General features: G+C 42.3%; 17 protein-coding genes. 8 read left to right on the top strand and 9 right to left on the bottom strand.

Annotated features, from left to right (window positions below; translation table 11 throughout):
• From IYN85_RS14060 to IYN85_RS14050, 3 genes are read right to left on the bottom strand one after another with little or no spacing between them, the layout of a single operon-like run.
• Positions 1–975, bottom strand: a complete 975-nt coding sequence (locus IYN85_RS14060; RefSeq protein ID WP_196159539.1) for a DUF1839 family protein — start codon at positions 973–975, stop codon at positions 1–3.
• Between the two features lie 54 nt (positions 976–1,029).
• Positions 1,030–2,205, bottom strand: coding sequence for an acyl-CoA dehydrogenase family protein (locus tag IYN85_RS14055; RefSeq protein WP_196159538.1), 1,176 nt, complete (start codon positions 2,203–2,205; stop codon positions 1,030–1,032).
• A 20-nt stretch (positions 2,206–2,225) separates the two neighbouring features.
• Positions 2,226–2,465: an acyl carrier protein gene (locus IYN85_RS14050; RefSeq protein WP_196159537.1), complete on the bottom strand. Its 240-nt coding sequence runs from the start codon at positions 2,463–2,465 to the stop codon at positions 2,226–2,228.
• Between the two features lie 173 nt (positions 2,466–2,638).
• On the opposite strand from IYN85_RS14050, the gene IYN85_RS14045 reads away from it, so the two are divergent.
• Both IYN85_RS14045 and IYN85_RS26415 read left to right on the top strand, forming a co-directional pair.
• Positions 2,639–3,646: a GNAT family N-acetyltransferase gene (locus tag IYN85_RS14045; RefSeq protein ID WP_196159536.1), complete on the top strand. Its 1,008-nt coding sequence runs from the start codon at positions 2,639–2,641 to the stop codon at positions 3,644–3,646.
• Positions 3,647–3,750: 104 nt separating this feature from the next.
• Complete coding sequence (locus tag IYN85_RS26415) at positions 3,751–5,358, top strand: formyltransferase family protein (RefSeq protein ID WP_196159535.1); 1,608 nt, start codon at positions 3,751–3,753, stop codon at positions 5,356–5,358.
• 156 nt (positions 5,359–5,514) lie between these two features.
• Here IYN85_RS26415 and IYN85_RS14035 read toward each other — a convergent pair whose 3' ends face one another.
• The 4 genes from IYN85_RS14035 to IYN85_RS14020 all read right to left on the bottom strand — a co-directional run bounded on the left by IYN85_RS14035 (position 5,515) and on the right by IYN85_RS14020 (position 11,021).
• Positions 5,515–6,972 carry a caspase family protein gene (locus IYN85_RS14035; protein ID WP_196159534.1) on the bottom strand — a complete coding sequence of 486 codons (1,458 nt, stop codon included), beginning with the start codon at positions 6,970–6,972 and terminating at the stop codon, positions 5,515–5,517.
• A 348-nt stretch (positions 6,973–7,320) separates the two neighbouring features.
• Entirely contained in the window at positions 7,321–8,403 is a 1,083-nt protein-coding gene (locus IYN85_RS14030; RefSeq protein ID WP_196159533.1) for a GNAT family N-acetyltransferase, read from the bottom strand.
• An 83-nt stretch (positions 8,404–8,486) separates the two neighbouring features.
• Positions 8,487–9,455, bottom strand: a complete 969-nt coding sequence (locus tag IYN85_RS14025; RefSeq protein ID WP_196159532.1) for a polysaccharide deacetylase family protein — start codon at positions 9,453–9,455, stop codon at positions 8,487–8,489.
• 165 nt (positions 9,456–9,620) lie between these two features.
• A complete protein-coding gene (locus IYN85_RS14020; protein ID WP_196159531.1) occupies positions 9,621–11,021 on the bottom strand; it encodes a FemAB family XrtA/PEP-CTERM system-associated protein in 1,401 nt (466 codons plus the stop codon).
• Between the two features lie 129 nt (positions 11,022–11,150).
• Between IYN85_RS14020 and IYN85_RS14015 the strand changes: the two genes are divergently transcribed.
• Positions 11,151–12,602 (top strand): archaeosortase/exosortase family protein, encoded by a 1,452-nt coding sequence (locus tag IYN85_RS14015; RefSeq protein ID WP_196159530.1) that lies wholly within the window; start codon positions 11,151–11,153, stop codon positions 12,600–12,602.
• Here the strand turns inward: IYN85_RS14015 and IYN85_RS14010 are convergent.
• Positions 12,599–13,582 (bottom strand): polysaccharide deacetylase family protein, encoded by a 984-nt coding sequence (locus IYN85_RS14010; protein WP_196159529.1) that lies wholly within the window; start codon positions 13,580–13,582, stop codon positions 12,599–12,601. The two genes, IYN85_RS14015 and IYN85_RS14010, sit on opposite strands and share 4 nt — an antisense overlap.
• 5 nt (positions 13,583–13,587) lie before the next feature.
• Positions 13,588–14,757 carry an ATP-grasp domain-containing protein gene (locus IYN85_RS14005; RefSeq protein WP_196159528.1) on the bottom strand — a complete coding sequence of 390 codons (1,170 nt, stop codon included), beginning with the start codon at positions 14,755–14,757 and terminating at the stop codon, positions 13,588–13,590.
• Positions 14,758–15,131: 374 nt separating this feature from the next.
• Here IYN85_RS14005 and IYN85_RS14000 point away from each other — a divergent pair, with 374 nt between their 5' ends.
• From IYN85_RS14000 to IYN85_RS13980, 5 genes are read left to right on the top strand one after another with little or no spacing between them, the layout of a single operon-like run.
• Positions 15,132–15,824, top strand: a complete 693-nt coding sequence (locus IYN85_RS14000) for a GDSL-type esterase/lipase family protein (RefSeq protein ID WP_196159527.1) — start codon at positions 15,132–15,134, stop codon at positions 15,822–15,824.
• Positions 15,814–16,941 carry an acyltransferase gene (locus tag IYN85_RS13995; RefSeq protein ID WP_196159526.1) on the top strand — a complete coding sequence of 376 codons (1,128 nt, stop codon included), beginning with the start codon at positions 15,814–15,816 and terminating at the stop codon, positions 16,939–16,941. The genes IYN85_RS14000 and IYN85_RS13995 overlap by 11 nt, the downstream gene beginning before the upstream one ends.
• A 50-nt stretch (positions 16,942–16,991) precedes the next feature.
• Positions 16,992–18,137 (top strand): glycosyltransferase family 4 protein, encoded by a 1,146-nt coding sequence (locus IYN85_RS13990; protein ID WP_196159525.1) that lies wholly within the window; start codon positions 16,992–16,994, stop codon positions 18,135–18,137.
• 11 nt (positions 18,138–18,148) lie between these two features.
• Positions 18,149–19,237, top strand: a complete 1,089-nt coding sequence (locus IYN85_RS13985; RefSeq protein WP_196159524.1) for a glycosyltransferase family 4 protein — start codon at positions 18,149–18,151, stop codon at positions 19,235–19,237.
• Entirely contained in the window at positions 19,224–20,291 is a 1,068-nt protein-coding gene (locus IYN85_RS13980) for an acyltransferase (protein ID WP_196159523.1), read from the top strand. The genes IYN85_RS13985 and IYN85_RS13980 overlap by 14 nt, the downstream gene beginning before the upstream one ends.

The raw sequence follows: 20,291 nt of genomic DNA, 5'->3' as shown, positions 1-20,291 counted from the left end.
CTACCCAAGACTTCTTTGTAATTCACTTTGGGCAATTTGCCATTGGTTACCCATAGCTTCCAATGTAGCGAGGGATACTGGCTTGTCTCGGCTTACCGCTCTTGCTAGTTGGAATTGCATCGATTTGCTTTGCTTGCTAATTTCTAAAAAGGATTCTACGGCTACCTGTAAGTCCAGAGGGGTATTAATGGATAGCCATTGTAGGTATGTAGAGGCAAGTTCAAAGCATGCGCCTAACTGCCTCAATGTTGCAAAAGAGTACTGGTGAAAGTGCTCTATTCCTGCATTTTTTAACTTAGGCAAATCTTTTTCAAAGCTGCAAAGAAAAGACTCAAACGGATTTCTATTTGGTAGATATTTGAGTTGCCTTTCAAGAGCCAGTAGTGACTTATCAACGGTTTCTTGCAGTGTGATTTCTGAAGGCTTTTTGTGCAGTTTCACCAGCTCAATATAAGGTGGAAGGATTCTTGGGTGCTCTATGCCATTGGTCTGAAAAATATTACGGAAATCATTGCCTTGTAATTGATAGTAAGATTGCCCGTGGAAGTAACCTAGCCGTTGTTCTTGTACGCTTATTGCATTTACAGCGACCGTGGATTTAACATGCTCGCTACCATATGTCGTGCCTGCTGTATCTGGCAGATAGTATGAATCAAGTTCGACCAAAACGGGCCGACCCATACCTATCTGCTTCTCAATATGAGCTTCAAGGTTTTCCCAAGGGTTTAGTTCTTGTATCTCAAGTCCATAAAGCTCAAATAGATCCTGGTGTGAATATTTAAAGAAGGTCCATTGATCGCCTTCGAAATCAACAGTTAATGTAAAGGGTAGTGCTGCGACTGGGTCGAAGCCCAAGGCATGTATGAGCTCAATCACTACGTCCACGTAGCAATTGGTTTCGGTCCAAATTCGATTTGGACCGTGAATATAGTGAGGTTGATAAGTTTGAACGTCCAGTGTTCTTATTTGCTGCATGTCAATTTCCGTTGGCGTGCGATTGGTTTGTCTAGTTGAGTCGCTTACCGCGTGTCAGCTTTCTTTAATCGCTATCTGCATTGTTGCGTTATGTCCGCGTATGCGATCATTGTTTACCATAAGTGCAGCTCCATAAGAATCTCTTAATTCCCGACTGAGGCTGTATTTACTGTCATTTCGGTAGCCATTGATACCGATTACCAGCATAGCCTTTCCAACTACATCTACGATAAGTTCAGAGCAGCGTGTTTTTACATTATTGATTTGGGTTGAAAATCCATATTTTTCTGCTTTATATAGATTTTGGCTGTCGAGTATGGATTGGTATTCTTTTAATGCCATTTGAACACCGCCTTTCATGCTGAACAGGACTTCGTCCAACTCAGCCAAACGGATAGCGGTAATCTGTGGCATTTCGTTTGAGCGACGCATCATATCTCGAACAGACTGCCGGGCTTTATTTACAGCTCCTTGAGCGATTCCGGTCCAAAGAGAGCCCCAAGTAAGATGAGATACTGGGTGCATACTGTGAGAGAGGACTAATGCAAACGGGGTAGGCAGAATTTGATCTTTCGAGCCACTTCCTTTAAGGATGAAGCCGCTGCTGCACGTGCCGCGAAACCCCAGAGTGTCCCAACCTGATATAGGCTCGAGTTCCAGCTGACTTTTATTAATCACAACCTGAACCTGATCACTGGCCGGCGCTTCTTTATTGGCTCTACAGGTAACTAAAATGGCGTCTGCGTTCAATGCATAGGAAATGACTGGCGCTTTTTTCTCTATCGTAAATGACTCACCATCGATATCGACATGACAGATACTGGATCGAAGGTCGCCGCCAACGCCAATTTCGGTCGTTGCACTCGCTAGTAACAGCTGATTCTCGGCTATCTGCTGCAGATAAGACTGGAAATAGCTACTTTGTTGTCCATGATGAACAATGCAGGCAACTTGGATCTGATGCATTGCATAGATCATTGCAGTAGAACCACAGTAAAGGCCTAGAATGCGACAAAGTTCGCTAACTTCTGTGATGTTTAATCCGTCTCCCCCGTATTCCTTGGGTACATAGACACTAAGCAGTTTGTTGTGCTTGAACGCAGAAAACGCTTCATCAGGAAATCTCGCTTTTTCATCTACATCTGTGGCATGTTCTGATACAACGCTGCTACCTATTTCGTGCATTGTTGACTTGAGTTGTTCAAAGCTGCGGGCTGTGAGCGCTTCCATGTGCGATCTCCTTGAGGAAATTAGTCGAGTAATTCAGATATGGCTTCGTTTAATGCCGCTATGCTTTCAAATGTATGTCTTGACAGCATGGCATCGTCAAACTCAACGTCGAATTCGTCCTCTAATGACAACATTAGATTAACAGTGGTCAGAGAGGTTAAGCCCAATGAATAAAGGTCATCGTTGTTGCTGATTTCAGCGATATTTTTGGCGAGTTTGACGTTTTCGGCGACAATGTTACGAATGCGATCTATTGACATATCTCTACTCCTTGAGAATTTGGAAGGTTAGTATATCTTTTATGTGCAGATATGCTAATGCGAAATGTGAACCATTTCCATTTTTTTTTGCCGTTCCATATGAGTTTTAATAGACCTTTTCCCTCAATGCAAGCTGTTGGGACCTTGTGTTTACTATAAAAAAGGGTGTTGTTTTGTTGCTGCTTCGTGGGTATGACTTAGATCTAAACAGTAACTTGTTTCAGAGTGATGCTTGGCATTCTGCCTGGACCGATGTTTGGGGGGGCAGCAATCCAATTCAAATGTCTGATGCTCCACATCATAAGCATTTTTACCAGGTTACTCAGCAGCTAAAAGGATGGCTTTATGTTGATAGTTTCGTTCCATGTGGCAGTCATTCAGACGCAAACTCGGGTGTACGCAGCGAATATTTTCAGATATCGGAAAGGTTCTCTGAGGCTATCGTTGCTCAGGCTATAACGAGTTTCGCTGGGCAAATGATAATACCAGATGTCATAGTCCAAGGGCCTACCGCTAAAGTGATAGCCTCTCTGGTCGCTAAATCTGGGTGTCAATTAGTTGTTCGCAACAAAGAGCTGGCTTATTCAGTGGATTGCAGAGAAGGGGACTTTGAACGCTACCTTTTTCAGCTGTCCGGGAATACGAGGGCAAAAGTCTTTAATCGCAGAACGCGACTAAAAACAATGGGCACCGTAACTGTTGGGAACATGTGGCCTGATGTTGATGCTTTCATAGATATTTTAAATCATTTTCATGAAGCGAGGTGGTCAAAACCTTGTTTTCAAGGCAAAAACTTGAGTTTCGTTAAAACGCTATTATTAAATCTTGGCAAACAGAATAAGGCTGTGAATCTATCCGCTTTGAAACTCGACCAGCGAGTTGTGTCTGTTGCACTCGATATTGAATACGGCAACAGAGTGTTTAATTTGCAGCTTGGTTACGATCAATCATTGAGCAAAGGGCTATCACTTGGTTTGTTGCACTTAGGCTACTCGATAGAAGATGCTATGAAGAAGCCAGGTATTTACTGGTATGACATGCTGGCTGGTCAAGGCAAGAATACAGCGTATAAGCAAAAGCTCGCAACATCAGCAATTGAGCTTGCTGACTTTGTAGTCGTTAAGCCGAAATGGTTGCAATGGCTATATCAAATTAATGAACTTCGGAGGTCTAATAGATGACCGTCTTTAGACTTATACCGTGTTGAGTTTAACGTTGATCGACATTTGAGCACACAAGAAACATCTTGTGATGCATTATTGGCCTGAATGATAAGGGAATAGCTGTGTTTGAGGCATATAAGTCAGTTTTGCGTGAGTATGGAGTTCGCTGCTTTATTGTAGAGGTGCTTAATTCTATTGTAGGCAAGTTTGGAATTTCAAGAATTGAAAGGCTATATACATTAAGCTCTTGGTCCAGTAACTCAGCGCCTTTGATAGCCGTGCAAACTCAAGTGTTATCTCCGGAAAAGCTTCGCGAAGCTATGTATTCTGCTGAGATTCACTGCAAAGAGGAGGATGTTCAACGTATTATTGATGGCGTATCGATTTGTATCGGTGGCTTTGTGTCTGATCGGCTCGTGGCCTTGGGCTGGTATGCGTTAAAGCCATATCACCATAGCGATTCGGTGTATGCTTTTTTTAATTCAGATTGGATTTGTGGGTATGGAGCTTGGGTCCACAGCGACTTCAGAGGAAAAGGCGTAAGATCTGGAATCGTTAAGGCTGCGCTTGATTATGCTCAAACGAATGGTAAACGCGGGATTCTGTCCGCGATCGCTTGGAATAATTTTCCATCTATCCGGTCGGGGCAGGCAATGGGGTATTGCTATTCCCGGTTAAATTGGTTTAACCGGTATCGCCCATTCGTACAAAAGAAAGATTATTGGTTGGGTTTGCCAGGACCTGAATTTGAGAGAACAGGTAGCGTGCCAAGCATTGCTTTTATTACTCCCTTCATTAATCCAGCTCTCGAAGTGGCGTTCTCTACAGCCGGACTGAAGCTAGTAATTGATTGCGGCGCGCCAAATTTCTCAATGATCCAGAAGTTTAAGAAGCGGATACTATATCGACTAAATCGTGATCTAGACTTGGAAGATTGGTGTCGATATCGCCGTGTCGGCTACATGAATTTTAGTTCTGGTGATGACATCTTTATCAAAGATTCGATAAGGCAAGCGGGGATCGACTACCTGATTTCCTATGGCGCGCCTCTTTTGCATCGGAACGTGTTTGAGGCACCGAAAAAACAAACGTGGAATATACATCCATCTTTGCTACCGTCTTATCGGGGTGGCTTGCCTTTGTTCTGGCAGGCTTGGGATGGAGTTCAATCCACAGGCGTTACGGTTCATCTTGTGAATGAAGGAATCGATCGCGGTGCTATATTAGCTCAGCAAGCCTTTCCTATTGCTGTAGATTCGAGCAAATATGTAAGGTCGATGCTTGCTCGTAGTAATGCTGCTAGTGTACTCAGTCAATTGCTTGTGATTGCGAGTCGGGAGGGTGGTGTTTCTAGCGTGGAGCAGCCAGCTCAGTCGGACACTGTTTTCGCAAAACAGGTTACGCTAAATCGTTGGATTAAAGAATGCCCACTTGACTGTTGGTTGGCAGGCCAGCTGATGAGGGTCTGTTCTTATATTCAAAAGTGGCCGGAGCTCTTTCCTAGTCCAATAGGATATAGAGGTTGGTTACCTTATCAGGTCTCAGGTTATCAGGAATGTGAAACCGATGGAATGCATGGGTTCCATACTATTAAGGGAGAGCTACGGTTTTATGTGGCTGATGGTTTCGTTTCCTTCTCCCGGAGAAAAGGAATCCTGGCGTTCGTGAAGTTTTCCATAAATAGATTAAAGATTAAGTTGGGGCAACAGTGTCCGACTATCTATTTGTGAAGATCTTAGTACTTAAAAAACTCGGATATTATGGCAGCCTCGGGTCAGGACCCCTTACTCACTTTTTGGCGACTGCAGTGATAAGAAAACATGTGTCTTAACTAATTTTTCTTACCGCGCAGTCTTCACCTGCGGAGATTTTGAATAAACGAGAAATCAAGGTAGTTCCCATTCTTCGCATTGCCGTAACTTGTTATACTGCTGATTTATCTCGCGATCTTTGTTGTTGATAGACTCATGGAGTCTGCTTAATTTAAGGAGATGCTGTATTCGGCGAAATCTAATGTGACTACGCAAATCATCGACTGCATTTTGCTTAAAGTGCTCAAGATCAGACAAGCTATTCACTAGGTCTTGATATAAATCTTTTTGCTCGATCCATTGGTTTATTTCTAGTCTATGGTCGCGATAAAAGTCGCTGAAGTCTGAACGATATGGGGAGGCTAGCTGTGGCCATAGTGATAGAATTTCTTCGCGCAACTTTGTCTTAATAGAGCTTATTGATTCTTCCTGTTCTTGGATCATCTTCTCAGATGCTAAATAGGATGTATGTGATGTGGTAACGCGTGAGTTGAGTTCGCGGTTATAGGCGATAGTTCCAAATGCGGAGTCAAAATCCATCGACAGTTCTATCGCTACATGGTCAAATTCATTGAGTTCGCCTTTCGGTTGATAAGATTGCCAGCGTTCATACCATCTTTCAGTCGAAAGTAGGAATACTTCACTCGTTGAGCGGGGTATGTCAGTACTGATAGTGTGCCCGATAGTGTATAGGTGAGCCTCGCGTAACGAAACATTCCCGTTTTTATTAAAGTCTGCATCGATGGTTAATGCGAATCCTGAGTGATCTGAGTTGGTAATTGCTCTCATCATTGCACTGCCATAGTCCCTGTATTCATCGGTATTAATACTAACAGTGCATCCCTCTGCAATTGAGTCCTCCGCTACTGAAGTAAAGCCACAAACTTGGCCATTGCTTTTTAGGCCATCTTTGGGATTCAGGTTGTTAAAAGGTAATAGTGCGAAAGCACCAGAGTAGCATTGAGGCAAAATAAATCTGACGGTAGAGTCATTGGGTTGAGATTTTAGTGTGTGATAGAGAGCATTAACAGTTAAGCGAGTATCATCCCATAGTAATAGGGAGTTTTCTGGATCAGTACTGGCTCGACCACCATGTCCACTGTAAATCATAAATACAGAGTCACCGTTAGATGGCTTTGCAATGGTTTCTTTAAAGTAGTTTGTAATGGATTGTGGGGTGGCGGGCAGGTCAACCGAAAGAAGATCTGATATTTTTCGAAAATCAGACTGAATATCTTTTGTAGTGGAAAATACATTTTCAATAGCATTGTCTTTCGAGGCATAATGCTTAGCGCTTGGAATCATGACTTCGTAAGCGTTTTCGCGACCACTACCAAAAAGTGTTTTGATATCGTGGAATTGTTGGTCAGACATTATTTGCTGAAACCAAATAGCATTCGCCTCTATTGAGACTTGGGTCTTTGAGGGATTGGATCCGCCACCGATAATGACTGCATAGTCATTGGCTTGTGCAAATGCTACTAAGCTCATAACGACAGGTAGTAAAAAAGAATTAGTTCCTAATATCTTCACGATGAAACCTAATGTGAAATGAGAAAAAAACTGAAAGGCTTAATGCCCATGCCAGGAGTAATCCCACCTGAACGTGGGACAGTATTGCTAGTAAAATTGTAGAAGAAAGAGGAACTATAAAAGATATTCGATGAAAGTGACTCTGTTTGAGAAGTAGGGTTATTCCAATAGTCGTCCAGTAAGGTATAACTAAAAGGACCGTAAAGCTCATTAGGTCAAGTGCCAGTTTTCGTTTAGATCCGAATTCCCAGTCTTGAATTAATTCACCCGATCCAATTAGGATGTCGGGTAGGATGGAAGCGAAAACAAGGAGTGCACTAGAGATGGTTGCCAAGAAAAGAAAACGTATCAAAGTTTAGACCCGCTAGATAGTAGGTTTAGTATCTGTAGTTTTATCGGTCTAAGAGCGTCTTTAAGTACTGCTTTGATGTAACCTAGCGCGCCACAAATACTGCTTCTGAATATTATCAGTTCATTAACTTCAATGGATTCGGGATGCCACCTTTTTGCCCAAGAAGGGCCAGTAACCAAATTACATTCTAAGATGTTTTCATCTTGAATTGCCATATCAATAGTCATGCCTAATAATATGCTACCGACGGAGTATTGCTCATATTCTGGATCGTATGCAATCTTGAGAATAGAAAGGCGCCCTGATTTTTGCAAGGCTAATTGACCGGAAATTAACCTTTGGTTGTCAAAGAGCCCGACAATCTTCAATTGGCCCGTCTTTGCATAACGGTCACAAAGAGTACGATAGAATCCAAGTGTTTTTTGATCGCTTTCGATGTTCGACCGGCTTACTTGTCCTTTCCAGCTGAGATTCTCCAGCTCAATAAATTCTGCAAGAGTTGTCTCGTGCATTTGTAGTTGCGCCCCTGTGGCTTCCAGTTTGCGCTGAAGTCTAGTTATGTTTTTAATTTGTTTTTTTGAGATTCTGGTACATTTTTCAGGTGATGTCGTGTTAAAAAAATAATTAGAAAGATGAGGGTCTATATGTTTAAAAGCTTTTGCGTTGCCTAGTAACTGGGCAGCTCCACTAGTCGTTCTAATTGGAGAGCATTTAAGTAGCTTCCATCCAGGTCTTAATGAAGATAGATAGTTAAGGAAGCCGTTTGCCAGTGCCTCGTTACAATGCTTCGGGTCGATGATGAAATCGACTAGATCTGTTTGCGTACAGTACGGAATTGTTAAAACTTTAGAACAGGAGAGATCGATTGGAAATATGGCAATGAGCTTGCTTTCACAAAATGCAGTTACGAGCGTTACATTTCTCGTTAGGATAGTAGCAACTGAATGCAGCCAGTTAAATTCATGGACGAAGCTGCTATCAATACACGTTTCAACGAGTTGTTGCCAATGATCCTTAAAGTCAAGCAGGCTTGCATCGTTTGCAATTTTTTTAAAACGATAGTTCGATTCTGATGTCATTAGCCGCTACCCTAGTTCCTTGAGAGTAAATATCTGGGCATTTTGATTTTGTACGATAAGCTTAGGTTGGGTATTGACTGGAATCAAATCCTGCCAGTGATAATTTCCTTGGCTCGCTCAATCCAGCTGCAGTACTGCTTGAATTGTGTCAAATCATTCATTGGGAAACTAAACCGTTTCAAGGCATATAGGTCAAGATCTGATGAATTGAGGTTTGCGTAACCAGGGTCTGCAGATACAGCAGCGGTTAGTTCGCTATTTTTCACTAAGATCTTGTCCCTTTCAGTGAAATCCATACCTTCTCTGCCAGTTGGGTAGCAGAAAATGGGTGTAGGATTGGTGAGCTCATCTTTAAGTCTTTGCCAGCTGTGTTCGATTTCACGCTTCGCTTGGTCACCATCTAACTGGGTTAGAATGGAGTGTTCGCAGCTATGTGGACCAAATTCAACAAAGTCAGATTCCAACTCACGTGCTTGATCCCATGACATTGGGGTAAATGACGCTGGGGCTGTTTTAGGGATATCTACACACAGTACGTTTGCAATGTGTAAAACCTCTCGACGAGATACATCAATCCCTTTTGTTTTAAGGTGGGACCTCACTTTTCGAATGAGGTTTCTCCTGTCAGTTGGGTTGCCTAGAGTCGATTTGAAAGGTTTGCCAGCAATGATGGCGTTCAATTGCTTTAATGATGTTCTAGAAATAACGTAATCCAATTGAAAGTCCCATGACCAATATTGCCGATCCAGCATGTCTGTGGCTAGAAAGAATGTGATTGGGACTTGATATTCTTCGAATATTGGTAGAATTTTTTCTGCTTGGTCTGAAAACCCATCATCCATTGTGAAGCAAATTGACATTTTGGGCAGTGGGTCACCGTTAACCGCTGAATTTACCAATTTTCTCAGCGAAATGGCAGTGTAGCCTGACTTTTTCACAAAATTGAGAGCTTCACTAATGAATTGCTGGGAATGACCGGAAACCCCAAGTTTCGGGTCACTTGGCCTGTGCAGCATAAATATGGGGATGCTGTGTTTTCTTACAGGTAGCATGACAGCACTGATGGGGCGGCTTGCCAAGGTACTAACTGCAATCGTGGTGAGCGTCTTCCTTAACATCATCAATCGCTAGCAGTGAACAAGAATAGATATAACTGTGTCACAAAAATTAGAAAATCTAAAGAAAATAATTGTGAATGAGTCTCAATTCTAATCTGTCTATGGTATAGACTTAATTATCGTCGGGCCTATTAAGTTCGTTACAAAAAGAGGTAATCGTTTCCATATTGTAATGAGCAGCTTGTATTTTGGGTTGTCTGGGTTAGCGGTATTAATCGTTTCCGAAGCTCCAGGGTAATACCAGTAGTGAGGGATGGGTTCTGCTCCCCATTGCTTTTTAAAACGATATGTTGGGGCATCTTTAGTCGATCGCCCAAAATCGAAGAATTGATACCCGTTTTTTACAGAAAACTCCAATATTTGATGATATGTCCACATGTTTATGTTCATGTGGTTAGCGCTTTTAAGTGTTGAAGCCCACGGTATCTCAAGAGTATTGTTATGTCCAAGTAGAAAACCACAGGATACTGGCTTGCCCGATACATACGCCACTGCGACAGTTGTATCGAGACTTGTGCATTCCAATATCAATCTAAACCATTTCTTTCCGTATACTGGGGTTCCAAGATCTCGCATGTTGCGAGAGAAAACTGCGTAATAGTCATCGAGAAGATCCAAACCGCCAAAGCGAATCTTTGGATTATAGTCATTGGCTTTTTTGATCTGCGCACGTACTTTGGTGCCGAGTGCGCTGTTTAATTCGGCGGTCGATGATTCTAAACGCCTCACCATACTGACTTTTTTGTCAGAACATGGAAATGGTAGGGAAGGAAAGGTTGTGCGTATTTCAACAAGACCCAGAGTTTTACGGCTGGCTAGTTCAGCGGCTGATCTGATGAGCTCAGTTGATACGTTTATGAAGCGACTAGCCGGCCCTCCATAATTGAAGAAAGGTGTTGAAACTAGGTGCTCTCCAAACAGTCTGCTCTTCATTGCCGTCAATGTGAGTCCTCCAATTATCTGGTTATCATCACTACGGGCAATCAAGGTTATTGATGGGTGTTTGAAAGCGGAGCTAATAGTGTCGAATATGTCTGTAAGCTGATAGGTGTTTGTTAAATCGATGTTTTGCTTCAAGTATTTATTCCATTGAGCCCTGTCGCTGTCATCGAGTTCCGCAATAGTAAAACTACCATTGTAATGTTCTGTTGGTTGGTCAAAGCAAGGCGGGTATGAAGGTAGGCTCTGCACTTCCTGTGCTTGCGCGATCAGCTGTTCAGTCTGTTTAACAGTCTCTTTCAGTTGAAGTTCAATTTCTTTAATGCTGGCGGAAATATGTGCCATCTCGGCTTTTAACATTGCCAGGGACTCAGGGTTACCCTGTAGTTGTTTGAACTTTGGAGTTAGGGTTTTCTTTTGCTTTGAGGCGGATTTTAGTGCCTTTTTTTGCTTTGTAAATTTCTCTGACAATGCCAATAAAGTTGATTGGGATTCTGAGTTGACTAGTGCTAAAGTTGGCAAGTATTGATGAGGTGCAGCTAGCACATCCTTTGCATTCATGATCACATTCCATTGTAATTGCGTGTAAGTGCTGGAGGTAAAGATATACGATTAACTTGCTATTGTACTTAAACATATCAATTTAGGGCAATGTTGTTTTTCAGTGGTAATCAAGGCAGGTGAGATTCAGTGTTAAAAAGGATTTTGTTGCAGTTTGAGGATGGCCAAAGGATCGTTCGACTGGTCTCTTTTTCGATCAGCTTCTTCTTCATTCTTTTGGGAATGAGTGATGCGGCATTTGATCTGCACAGTCGATGGATCAAATGGGATGAGGCCTATTCTCATGGCTACCTGCTGATTGTTGTTTGCGGTTACTATATTGTTTCTGCGGTGCTTCGAGAGCCTGTACCTCAGTCATCTTTTCTTTGGCGCCTTCCTCTTTTGCTTATTCCCTATGGCTTTTGGGCTGCGGGTTATGCGATGCAGGTAATGATTTTGCAGCAAATTAGTCTTTGGTTGGCGGTAGCGTTGCTGGTGACGATACCAATGACATATCAAGGTATTCGCCGCGTGGCCGTGCCATTAGCGCTATTGACCTTGACGCTGCCGGTTTGGGAGGTGCTGCTGCCCATGTTAAGAAATGTGACAACATATGTGAATATGTACTTCGTTCGAATGTTGCACATACCTGCCTATATCGATGGATATTCGTTTTCATTGCCTTCGGGGACTGTCATGATCGCAAATAGCTGTGCGGGATTGAGCTTTTTCTTGATGGGGGTGGCTTTAGGCGGTATTAACGGGCTAGTTAAAAAATATAAGTTTACCCATCTGGTTGCTACAACAGCGTTATTGGTGTTTTTTTCAATAGTAGGCAATTGGATACGCGTCTATTTGCTCATTCTTGTCGCTCATTACAGTGAAATGCAGCACCCTCTGGTCTCGGATCATGGTTATTTTGGGTGGATTATATTCAGCTTGTTCTTCCTCCTTTTCTTGTTCTTTTTACGGTGGGTTCCAGAGCAGCGAGAGAACTTCTGCTTCCACAGTGAGTCTTCGAGCATTGAAAGGTGGTTTTTTATATTGCCTTTCTTAATCCTGCTTGTCCCAATTGTGTTGATTTCTAGTATCGATTCGAACCCGCAGGTTAAAGATAATCAGGCTTCAATTGCGAATGAACAGATATACTACCCAGTATACGGTGGATTCGACGCTGCAGAGCAGTCAGTTCGTTATGCAAACTCTGTGTACTGGAATGAGGGTCTACTTATCTATTACATTCAGAAGCAAGGTAAGGAGCTGGTGTCTGATGAGAATCGCCTAAGTACTTCTGGCAATGTGGTGCCAACAGTTATGTTCGTAACTGCAGAGAAAACCCCTTTTCTAGCTGATGTTATTAAGCATAAGGGGCGGAGTTTGCTGGTACTACATACCAACATCGTGGGTAGCTCAGTCGCAGTAAGCGCTACAGAAACAAAAATCGCACAGTTTGCAGAAATCATGAAAGGTAATAAAACCGTCGCTCTTTGGTATTCCAGTGTCACTTGTAAGAGTGATACTTGTTCGGCGGAGCTAAACTTCATCAGTCGAAATACCAATGTAGTCGAACACTGGATAAGTGAGGCTAGGGCTAGGCTTTAGTTGCGCCATCCAGACAGTTTTCCTCTGAACTTTAACGGACTGTTGGTTGCATCTTCGTGAATTGATATTCGTAGAAGCTCGTGGAGTTCAAGATTGCTGGCCTTGTTTATGCCGTGTTTTGTCGTTACAGCTGCTTTGTAGTTGCTTTTCACTTTCATTAAAGCGGCATGGGAATAGTCGCCGTTGGGGTAGCAGAAGTGACGAACCTCTGTTTTGAGTTGATTTTCTATCTCGCGTTTACTGTGTACGATTTCATTCAGTAAGGTTTCCTCAGAAAGGGAATTGTCCAGTCGAAAATGGTTGTTAGTGTGGCTCTGAATGCTAAAAAGCTCATTGTTATTTAGAGCTTTCACTTCTTCCCAGTTCATGAGTGATCGGATCTCCCGCTGTTGATCACTCACTGTTTGTAGTGCTTCGTAAATTTCCGCATCAGAATGCTCTTTTAGTTTCTCGATTATCTGCGCAATGCACTCTCTATTAAGTGGGTATGCGAGTTCGCCTATGGCTTGAGCAAAAAGAGGGTGGCTTTTGAGTGAGTTGCTTTGCGCTAGCAACTGCTCAGCTACCTTGTTTGGCCAAAAATTAAAAGTTGTCCCTATTTTATTCTGAACAATGAATATGGTAGCGGGGAGTTGGTGCTTCTCTAATAATGGTGTCGCATATTGGTAGTTGTCTCGCCAGCCGTCATCGAATGTAATCGCGCATGCTTTACGCGGTAAGTAAGCGCCTTGTTCAAGCTTTGTCATCCATTCGTCCAGGGCGACCACCTCGAAAAACTTCTTTATTTCTGATAAGTGCATATCAAAAGTTTCAGGAGTGACGACCATGCCAGGCTCCTCTGAAGCGTAGCGAGGGTCTGTGGCTGGTAAGACGCGATGATACATTAATACCCACAGTTTAGGTGTTTTTGACGCTGAAAAGCGGTGTGGGCCAGACAAGTCGCAGACAATATCCAGGGCGCTTTTTATCGTATTTTTCATGTCATTTAACCTGAAAAGTATTGTTTAAGTTCTCGGAGGAAGGGGCGGAAATCCCCTGTACGGTTGACCTCGTGTTTGCGACGATTAAACCGAGGAAGTAAAAAACTCATCGCTCTGTGCATTTTGTCTCGAATGGAATGCTTCCGCTTTAAGTAGATATAAAGACTGTCAAGGTCACCCAAAAGCCATCGGAGTTGTTGTTGCTTTCTATAGGATTCTACCGTTTTAAAAGGTATCCCGAGCATAATGCTGACTAACTGGACTGGAAAGTTCACATCGCTATCGATCGCGAGTTGTAAGGATCCCCAGAAGCGAGTGTTTACTTCCATCAGATAGGGCGTTCCATCACTAGAAACCCTGAACTCAACCATTGCAACGCCGTGCCATTTTGCTTCATTGAGTAGCCTGACAGCTATGTTCTTTTGGGTTTCATCGACATCCGCAGACTGGCTCAGGACGCTGACACCACCTTCAGGTGGTTTTTCACGCAAGCGTTGATGTGCAAAAAATTGGACGGGTTCGCCTTGGTTGTATAAGCAGAATAATCCTGCGCCGTGACCAGGTATGTACTCTTGAATCATGAAAGGATATTCGTGCAGGTATGCTTCTTGATCAAGAATCTGCTCTAAATGGTGCAGCGACTTGACGATTTGCACTGTTGTTGAGATCCAGCTAGAGCCAGTGAATATCTTCGATAAAGCAGGTTTTAAAACGCAGGGGAATGCCAGGTTGTCAACTTGTAACTGACTGGCATTTTCAAAATATTGCGACTTAGGGACAGGGATATCATTCTTAATCGCCAGTTTAACTAAGTTGGCTTTGTTGGCGATCTTCATGACAGTATCTATAGGAGCTAATGCTACCGGCAGGTGCGCTAGTTCATTATGAAGAAGAATTAGTTGGCAGGTAATCTCTGTCATAGGCAGTATCAAATCATACCTATTACCTTCGCAGTGTTTTCTAAGCCAGTTTACAAATTCTCTGGGTTGAACTGCAGTATCAGGGTAAGTCCATTGCGCTTTGGAATACTTTGATGCTCCCGCCAAAGCGTCGGATCGGCTCTCCGCTGTTTCAACTCTAGAGCAAGGGAAGTGCTTACCAAGTGCACGCGTGACTGCCAAAGCGCTCCGTTGGTTAGCGTCCAAAATTAAAAATCGAAAAGCGTTAGAATCCATTCCAATAGCCTGTAGTTATAAACCCAAGCTATTTTAATGAATTTTGGCCTAAATTATAGAGGTTAAGCCTTTGAATGTGGATAAGTCGCGCTCTAGTTATGGACGAGGGGCTTATAAATCGGTTTTTCACGTGAACTTGGGGCTGGAGTGCACAGTTGTCGTGCGGTTCTTAGGGCTTGATATGTTCAAATGCGTCAATCTAATTTTGCGTGGATTTCTGGCTCAGTTAAGGGTAAAATTTTTAGCGTGAGCAATCCCCGATCAATGGAATGGTCAAAGTTTGACAAATCTCACTGTTTCACACCCATCCCAATTTATGGGGTTAGCGTAAAAAAAGGAATTTTATGCCTAGATTCGTGTTTTGGTTTTAAGTGATGAAAATTCTTGTCGCTTTTGCCGTCCTTCTTTCGATTCTGTTTGCTGCTATTTTCGCTATGGTTCCGGCGCAAGACAGGCCTATTCGATACAAAGACAAAATTCCTTACGCTGAGAGCCGCCACTTGCAATTAGTGAGGGAGGCAGAGTCTATAACGGCGGATACACTGGTTTTGCTTGGTGATAGTCATATCGAATTTATGCCTGTCCACGATTGGGATAAAAATAATGTCAATTTGGGTATTCAGGGTGATTCGACTTATGCAGTTTTGGATCGAATCAAAGACTACGAAAAGATTTTTGATGCGAACACAGTTGTAATTGCAGTCGGCATCAATGATTTAGTCATGGAGTATAGTGCTAAAGAAACACTTGCTTCCTTGCTTCAGCTTATTGAGCGATTTCCGCAGTCTACCAGTGTTTATGTATCTCAATTGTTGCCTCTGTCAGAAGCCGAAGGCTGGTCTTACATAAATAAAATTTCCATTAAGTATAATCAAATGCTCACTGATGAAGTCCGAGAACTACCTAATGTATCAGTTGTTCCTGAGCCGTTCACAATCCGTAACGGTGAGTTTGATTTGCTGGAAATCGATCATCAGGGAGATGGTATTCATCTCAGTGGTTCCGGATATGCTCTGTGGCTCGAGAGTATTGACAATGCGATTCGGGGTGGTCTGAGTGCAAAATAGTGTGTCACCTTTAGGGTCTCAATATTGGTTTTCCGACACTTTGATCGTGACGCCGACCCGACAGTCGGTTGTGGATTTGCTGCGATTTATTGCTGCAATGATGGTTTTATTTTTCCACTATCGGTTGCTATCTGACGTGCCGGGTAATCAAGTTGTTGTGGATGAAATTGTTCAATATGCGACTTTTCCATGGACGTTACCAATAACCAAATTTGGTTTTATGGGCGTCAATTTGTTTTTTATGATCAGTGGATACATCATCTTTATGACAGCGCTGTCGAAAACTGCGCTTGGGTTTGTAGCCACTAGGGCTCTGAGGCTCTACCCTGCGTATTGGTTGGCCGTTACTGTAACTTATCTGCTGTGTGTTTTTTTGTTCCAAAATCCCTGGCAAATTTCGTTTTCAGACTACCTTGCAAATCTGACAATGATCCAGCCCTATTTAGGTGTTTCTTATGTAGACCCTGTCTATTGGACCTTGGTTGTGGAGCTGCACTTTTATTTTTTAGTTTTTGTCTTGCTGGTATTTAGGCAGCTTTCAGCGTGGCGATTCTGGTTGTCCATATGGCTTATGGCCTCATTCCTTGATACCTTGGGATATTTACCTCACCTGCTATCCCTAATTTTTCCAAAGAACTACGCCGGCTATTTCATAGCTGGAATGATTGCTTTTAGCTGGAATTGCAGAAAGCCTGATTTTTGGAGTGTCATGATGTATCTGGCTTCATTTTGGCTCTGCACGATTCATATTGAGGAGCAGCTCAGACTATATAACTTTGGGTTCGCCAGTCATCAAGAAATTTTGATCTCAATTGCTCTTATCGCAGCTTTTTTTGTCACTTTGTTTATGATTTCCTTACGGTACTTGCAGGTCAAAACAAGTAAATGGGTTACCTTCCTTGGGGGGATTACTTATCCGCTGTATCTTGTGCACCATGAAATTGGACGTCAATTGTTAAACCGGACTGGAGAGCAAATGACAGCATTTTTGGCTTTTACTTTAACGTTATCAATAGCCTTACTGTTGTCCTATGTTGTGTATTGGTTCGGTGAAAAGAAGCTTCGCTATTTGTTGCAGAAGTACTATAACTTTGCGATTAAAAAAGTTTATAGCTGAATCGTCGCATTTTCATTTAATGGGTAGAAATTCTTGAATTGGAAAGGAAAATGAAAACTGTTCTGTTAATGCATTATGGCGGTGATATAGTCAGAGGGTCTGAAGTGTGTTTGTTCAGAACGATACAATCACTTATCGATTACGGTTATAAAGTTGTTTTGCTTCGTAACAATCCTGTTATGGATAAGTCGCTTCCGTGTTATGGCGATGACCAACGGTTAGTGATTTTAGACTTTTCGTATCCTGAGATCATGTTTGATAAGGGTAACCGTTCTTTTCCGATTATTCGCTATCTATCAGCATTGAGAAAATTAAGTCGTATCATTAAGCAATGGTCACCCCAGTTTTTGTTGTGCAATAGCGGCATGCCTTGTCAATTAGCTGTCCCGGCGGCTCGGTTGTCGCATTTGAAAGTCGGGTGCCATTTTCACCATCCGGCTCCAAAGCGATATCTTTACCTATGGTTGCTCCCTTTAGTGGACTATGTTTTTTGCCCAAGTAAATATACGTCTAGAATAGTCGCTGATAAATGTGGCAAAGAGTCAGATGTTGTTTATAACACTGTGGACTTTAATCGGTATAAGTCATCTAAGAAGTTTTCAAATCGAACTGAGTTATTTTCGAAACACAATATCCCCAAAGACTCTATCGTATTCTCCCAGGTAGCTGCCTTAGTGCCAATTAAGCGACCGATCTGGCTATTAGAAGCATTTGCTGAGGTTAAAAAAGAAATTCCGAACGCGCACTTAATATTTATCGGGAAAGGTCCGGAACTGGAGGCTTTGCGCCTGACCGCGGAGAGGCTACTCTTAACCGGTTCTGTGACTCTAACGGGCTTTGTTGATTCTATTGTTCCTTATTTAGAGAGTGCAATTGACATAAATATCTTAGCTTCCGAGGAAGAGGGGTTGGGGATCTCAGTTATCGAAGCTAGTAGTTTTGAAATCCCCTCAATTGCGACTGATTGTACAGGTTTAAGCGAAGTCATCGAGCATGAAAGAACAGGCCTTAAATTTGATATTAATGACAAAAGCGCCCTTATTTCCCATATGGTTGCTCTTGCAAAGGACTATGAGGTCAGAGTTGAAATGGGCAAGCAAGCGCGTGAATGGTCAGAAAGAGTGTTTAGTGTTGAAAACTACGATCAGGGGATTAAAAAAGTGGCTGATTTGCTGTCGATGAGCGTAGAAGTGTGATCAGAAAGAAAATGAATATACTGCATGTGATTGATACTACAGGTCCAGGAGGAGCTGAAACCGTATTCGTGGAACTTGCGAAGCTAAGTAGGGAAGCTGGTCATAACGTTGTTACCACTGTTCGAGGCTCTGGCTGGGTGGCTGATCAACTAAGTGCAAACGAACTTGATGTTCGTGTTATTCCTTGTAAAGGTTCATTTAATTTAGGTTATCTTGTTGCTTTAGTTCGGCTTATAAGATCTGAAAAGATTGATGTGATCCAATCGCACTTACTTGGTTCAAATGTTTATACGAGTATTGCAGGTAAAGTGACTGGTGTTCCGGTTGTTTCTACTTTTCATGGACATGTTGATATCAGCCCAAATGAACGGTTTAAGTGGCTGAAGTTGAAAGCTATTCAATTGGGTAGTAGTCAGGTTGTTGCAGTAACAGTGCCCTTAGCTGATGCAATTAAATCTATAGAAAGTGGAATGCTTAAATCGAAAGTAAAAGTAATTCCAAATGGCATTTCACTTGACGGATTTGATCTAAATCGTTCCGTTCAAAGTGGTTTTTCTAATCCACTAAAGATATGTTGCCTGGGAAATGTACGCGTCGCTAAAAACTATATGTTAGCTCTTGAGGTGATAAAGTATCTGGTAGATCAGTCTATTGATGTCAAGTTGGATATTGCAGGTGATGACAGCAATAAGTTGGCAGCAGATTTGAAGCTAAGTCTGGACTCTCTTGGTCTTTCTGGCATTGTGAGGTTCATTGGGTTTGTTAGAGATGTGCCGGATTTTTTGCAGCAATATGAATTGTTTTTAATGTCATCGAGTTCCGAAGGACATCCACTTGCACTTACGCAGGCGCTTGCCTCTGGACTCCCTATTGTAACAACACCATCAGGTGTTGAGGCTGTGGTAGGGAGTGACACTCTATTTATTAGTGAAGAACACACTGCTGCTTCAATCGGCTCTTTGATTTTGGATGTTCTAAGTATCGAGCAAAGCGAGTTAAGCACGCGAGTGAATCGAGGTAGAAATTTAGCCGTAGCAACGTTCAGTAATAAAGCGATGTATCAGCGGTATGAAGAGGTTTATTTGAATGTCATCCACTAGAATAGTATTTAAAGATAATAGTCTTGATTTGCTGCGTCTTATTGCGGCGGCTCAAGTGATGATTAGTCATACCTTGGATGTTACATTTCCGGAGACCAGTCAAAATGTTTTTATTCAAATTTTAAATTTTTTTCCTGGTGTCCCTATATTCTTCTTTGTGAGTGGCTTCCTTATAAGTCGCTCTTATGAAAATGCGAAGAGCCCAATTCATTACTGGCAGAATCGGATACTAAGGATCTATCCTGCGCTCGTGATTTGTGTTTTTCTGAATATTTTCATGGTTGGATTAACAGGTTTTTATAGTAAGGTCGGTGCAGGTTTTTTCGATCTGAGTTTGCTTTTTATCGCAAAGTCTACAATTTTGCAGTTTTATAACCCTGACTTTATGCGCACCTTTGGCGACGGGGTTTTAAATGGTAGTCTTTGGACAATTTGCGTGGAACTGCAATTCTATATAGCCGTGCCAATCCTGTATAAGTTCTTCCTTGAAAAAACACGTCACGTCAATGTTTGGCTTGTGGTATTGATTTTCTTATTTTTAGGATTTAATCGTCTGTTGAATGCCACAATTATGGAATATGGAGATAGCATACCTTGGAAGTTATTCAGAGTTAGCTTTATACCGTGGATATATATGTTTTTCGTCGGTCTTTTCGTCCAGAGGAATTTCGATAGGCTTAGCGCTGTATTTTTTAAAGTGCATTTACTTCCACTTGTCGGTGCATACGTGGCTTTGTGCTACTTTTTGACCTCAAAGAATTTTGAAATTGGTAACTATTTATCACCAATCTTGTTCTTCCCCCTTGTTCTTGTGATTTTTAGATTTGCATATAGTGGTGCATCACTCACACGTAAGTTGCTTAAGGGCAATGATATATCATACGGTATTTATATCTGGCATATGCCCCTATTGAATCAGTGTTTGTATTTGATTCCAGAGATGAAGATTGCTACCTTGCTTATAACGCTAATCGGGACATTAGTTGTTTCACTTTTGTCATGGAACTTCGTTGAGCGCAGAGCTCTGAAATTGAAAAAGGTATCTTTAAAGTGA

It is taken from the genome of Reinekea sp. G2M2-21 (assembly GCF_015687175.1).
Lineage (GTDB): Bacteria > Pseudomonadota > Gammaproteobacteria > Pseudomonadales > Natronospirillaceae > Reinekea.
Note: the sequence above shows the minus strand (reverse complement) of the source record. Positions and strands in the feature narration are given on the sequence as shown.

Coding starts and splice junctions, on each gene's coding strand:
- IYN85_RS14020 (WP_196159531.1), bottom strand. CDS start 11,021: ATGAATGCAAAGGATGTGCTAGCTGCACCTCATCAATACTTGCCAACT.
- IYN85_RS14030 (WP_196159533.1), bottom strand. CDS start 8,403: ATGACATCAGAATCGAACTATCGTTTTAAAAAAATTGCAAACGATGCA.
- IYN85_RS14000 (WP_196159527.1), top strand. CDS start 15,132: ATGAAAATTCTTGTCGCTTTTGCCGTCCTTCTTTCGATTCTGTTTGCT.
- IYN85_RS13980 (WP_196159523.1), top strand. CDS start 19,224: ATGTCATCCACTAGAATAGTATTTAAAGATAATAGTCTTGATTTGCTG.
- IYN85_RS14060 (WP_196159539.1), bottom strand. CDS start 975: ATGCAGCAAATAAGAACACTGGACGTTCAAACTTATCAACCTCACTAT.
- IYN85_RS13985 (WP_196159524.1), top strand. CDS start 18,149: ATGAATATACTGCATGTGATTGATACTACAGGTCCAGGAGGAGCTGAA.
- IYN85_RS14055 (WP_196159538.1), bottom strand. CDS start 2,205: ATGGAAGCGCTCACAGCCCGCAGCTTTGAACAACTCAAGTCAACAATG.
- IYN85_RS14010 (WP_196159529.1), bottom strand. CDS start 13,582: ATGAAAAATACGATAAAAAGCGCCCTGGATATTGTCTGCGACTTGTCT.
- IYN85_RS14005 (WP_196159528.1), bottom strand. CDS start 14,757: ATGGATTCTAACGCTTTTCGATTTTTAATTTTGGACGCTAACCAACGG.
- IYN85_RS13990 (WP_196159525.1), top strand. CDS start 16,992: ATGAAAACTGTTCTGTTAATGCATTATGGCGGTGATATAGTCAGAGGG.
- IYN85_RS14025 (WP_196159532.1), bottom strand. CDS start 9,455: ATGCTACCTGTAAGAAAACACAGCATCCCCATATTTATGCTGCACAGG.
- IYN85_RS14050 (WP_196159537.1), bottom strand. CDS start 2,465: ATGTCAATAGATCGCATTCGTAACATTGTCGCCGAAAACGTCAAACTC.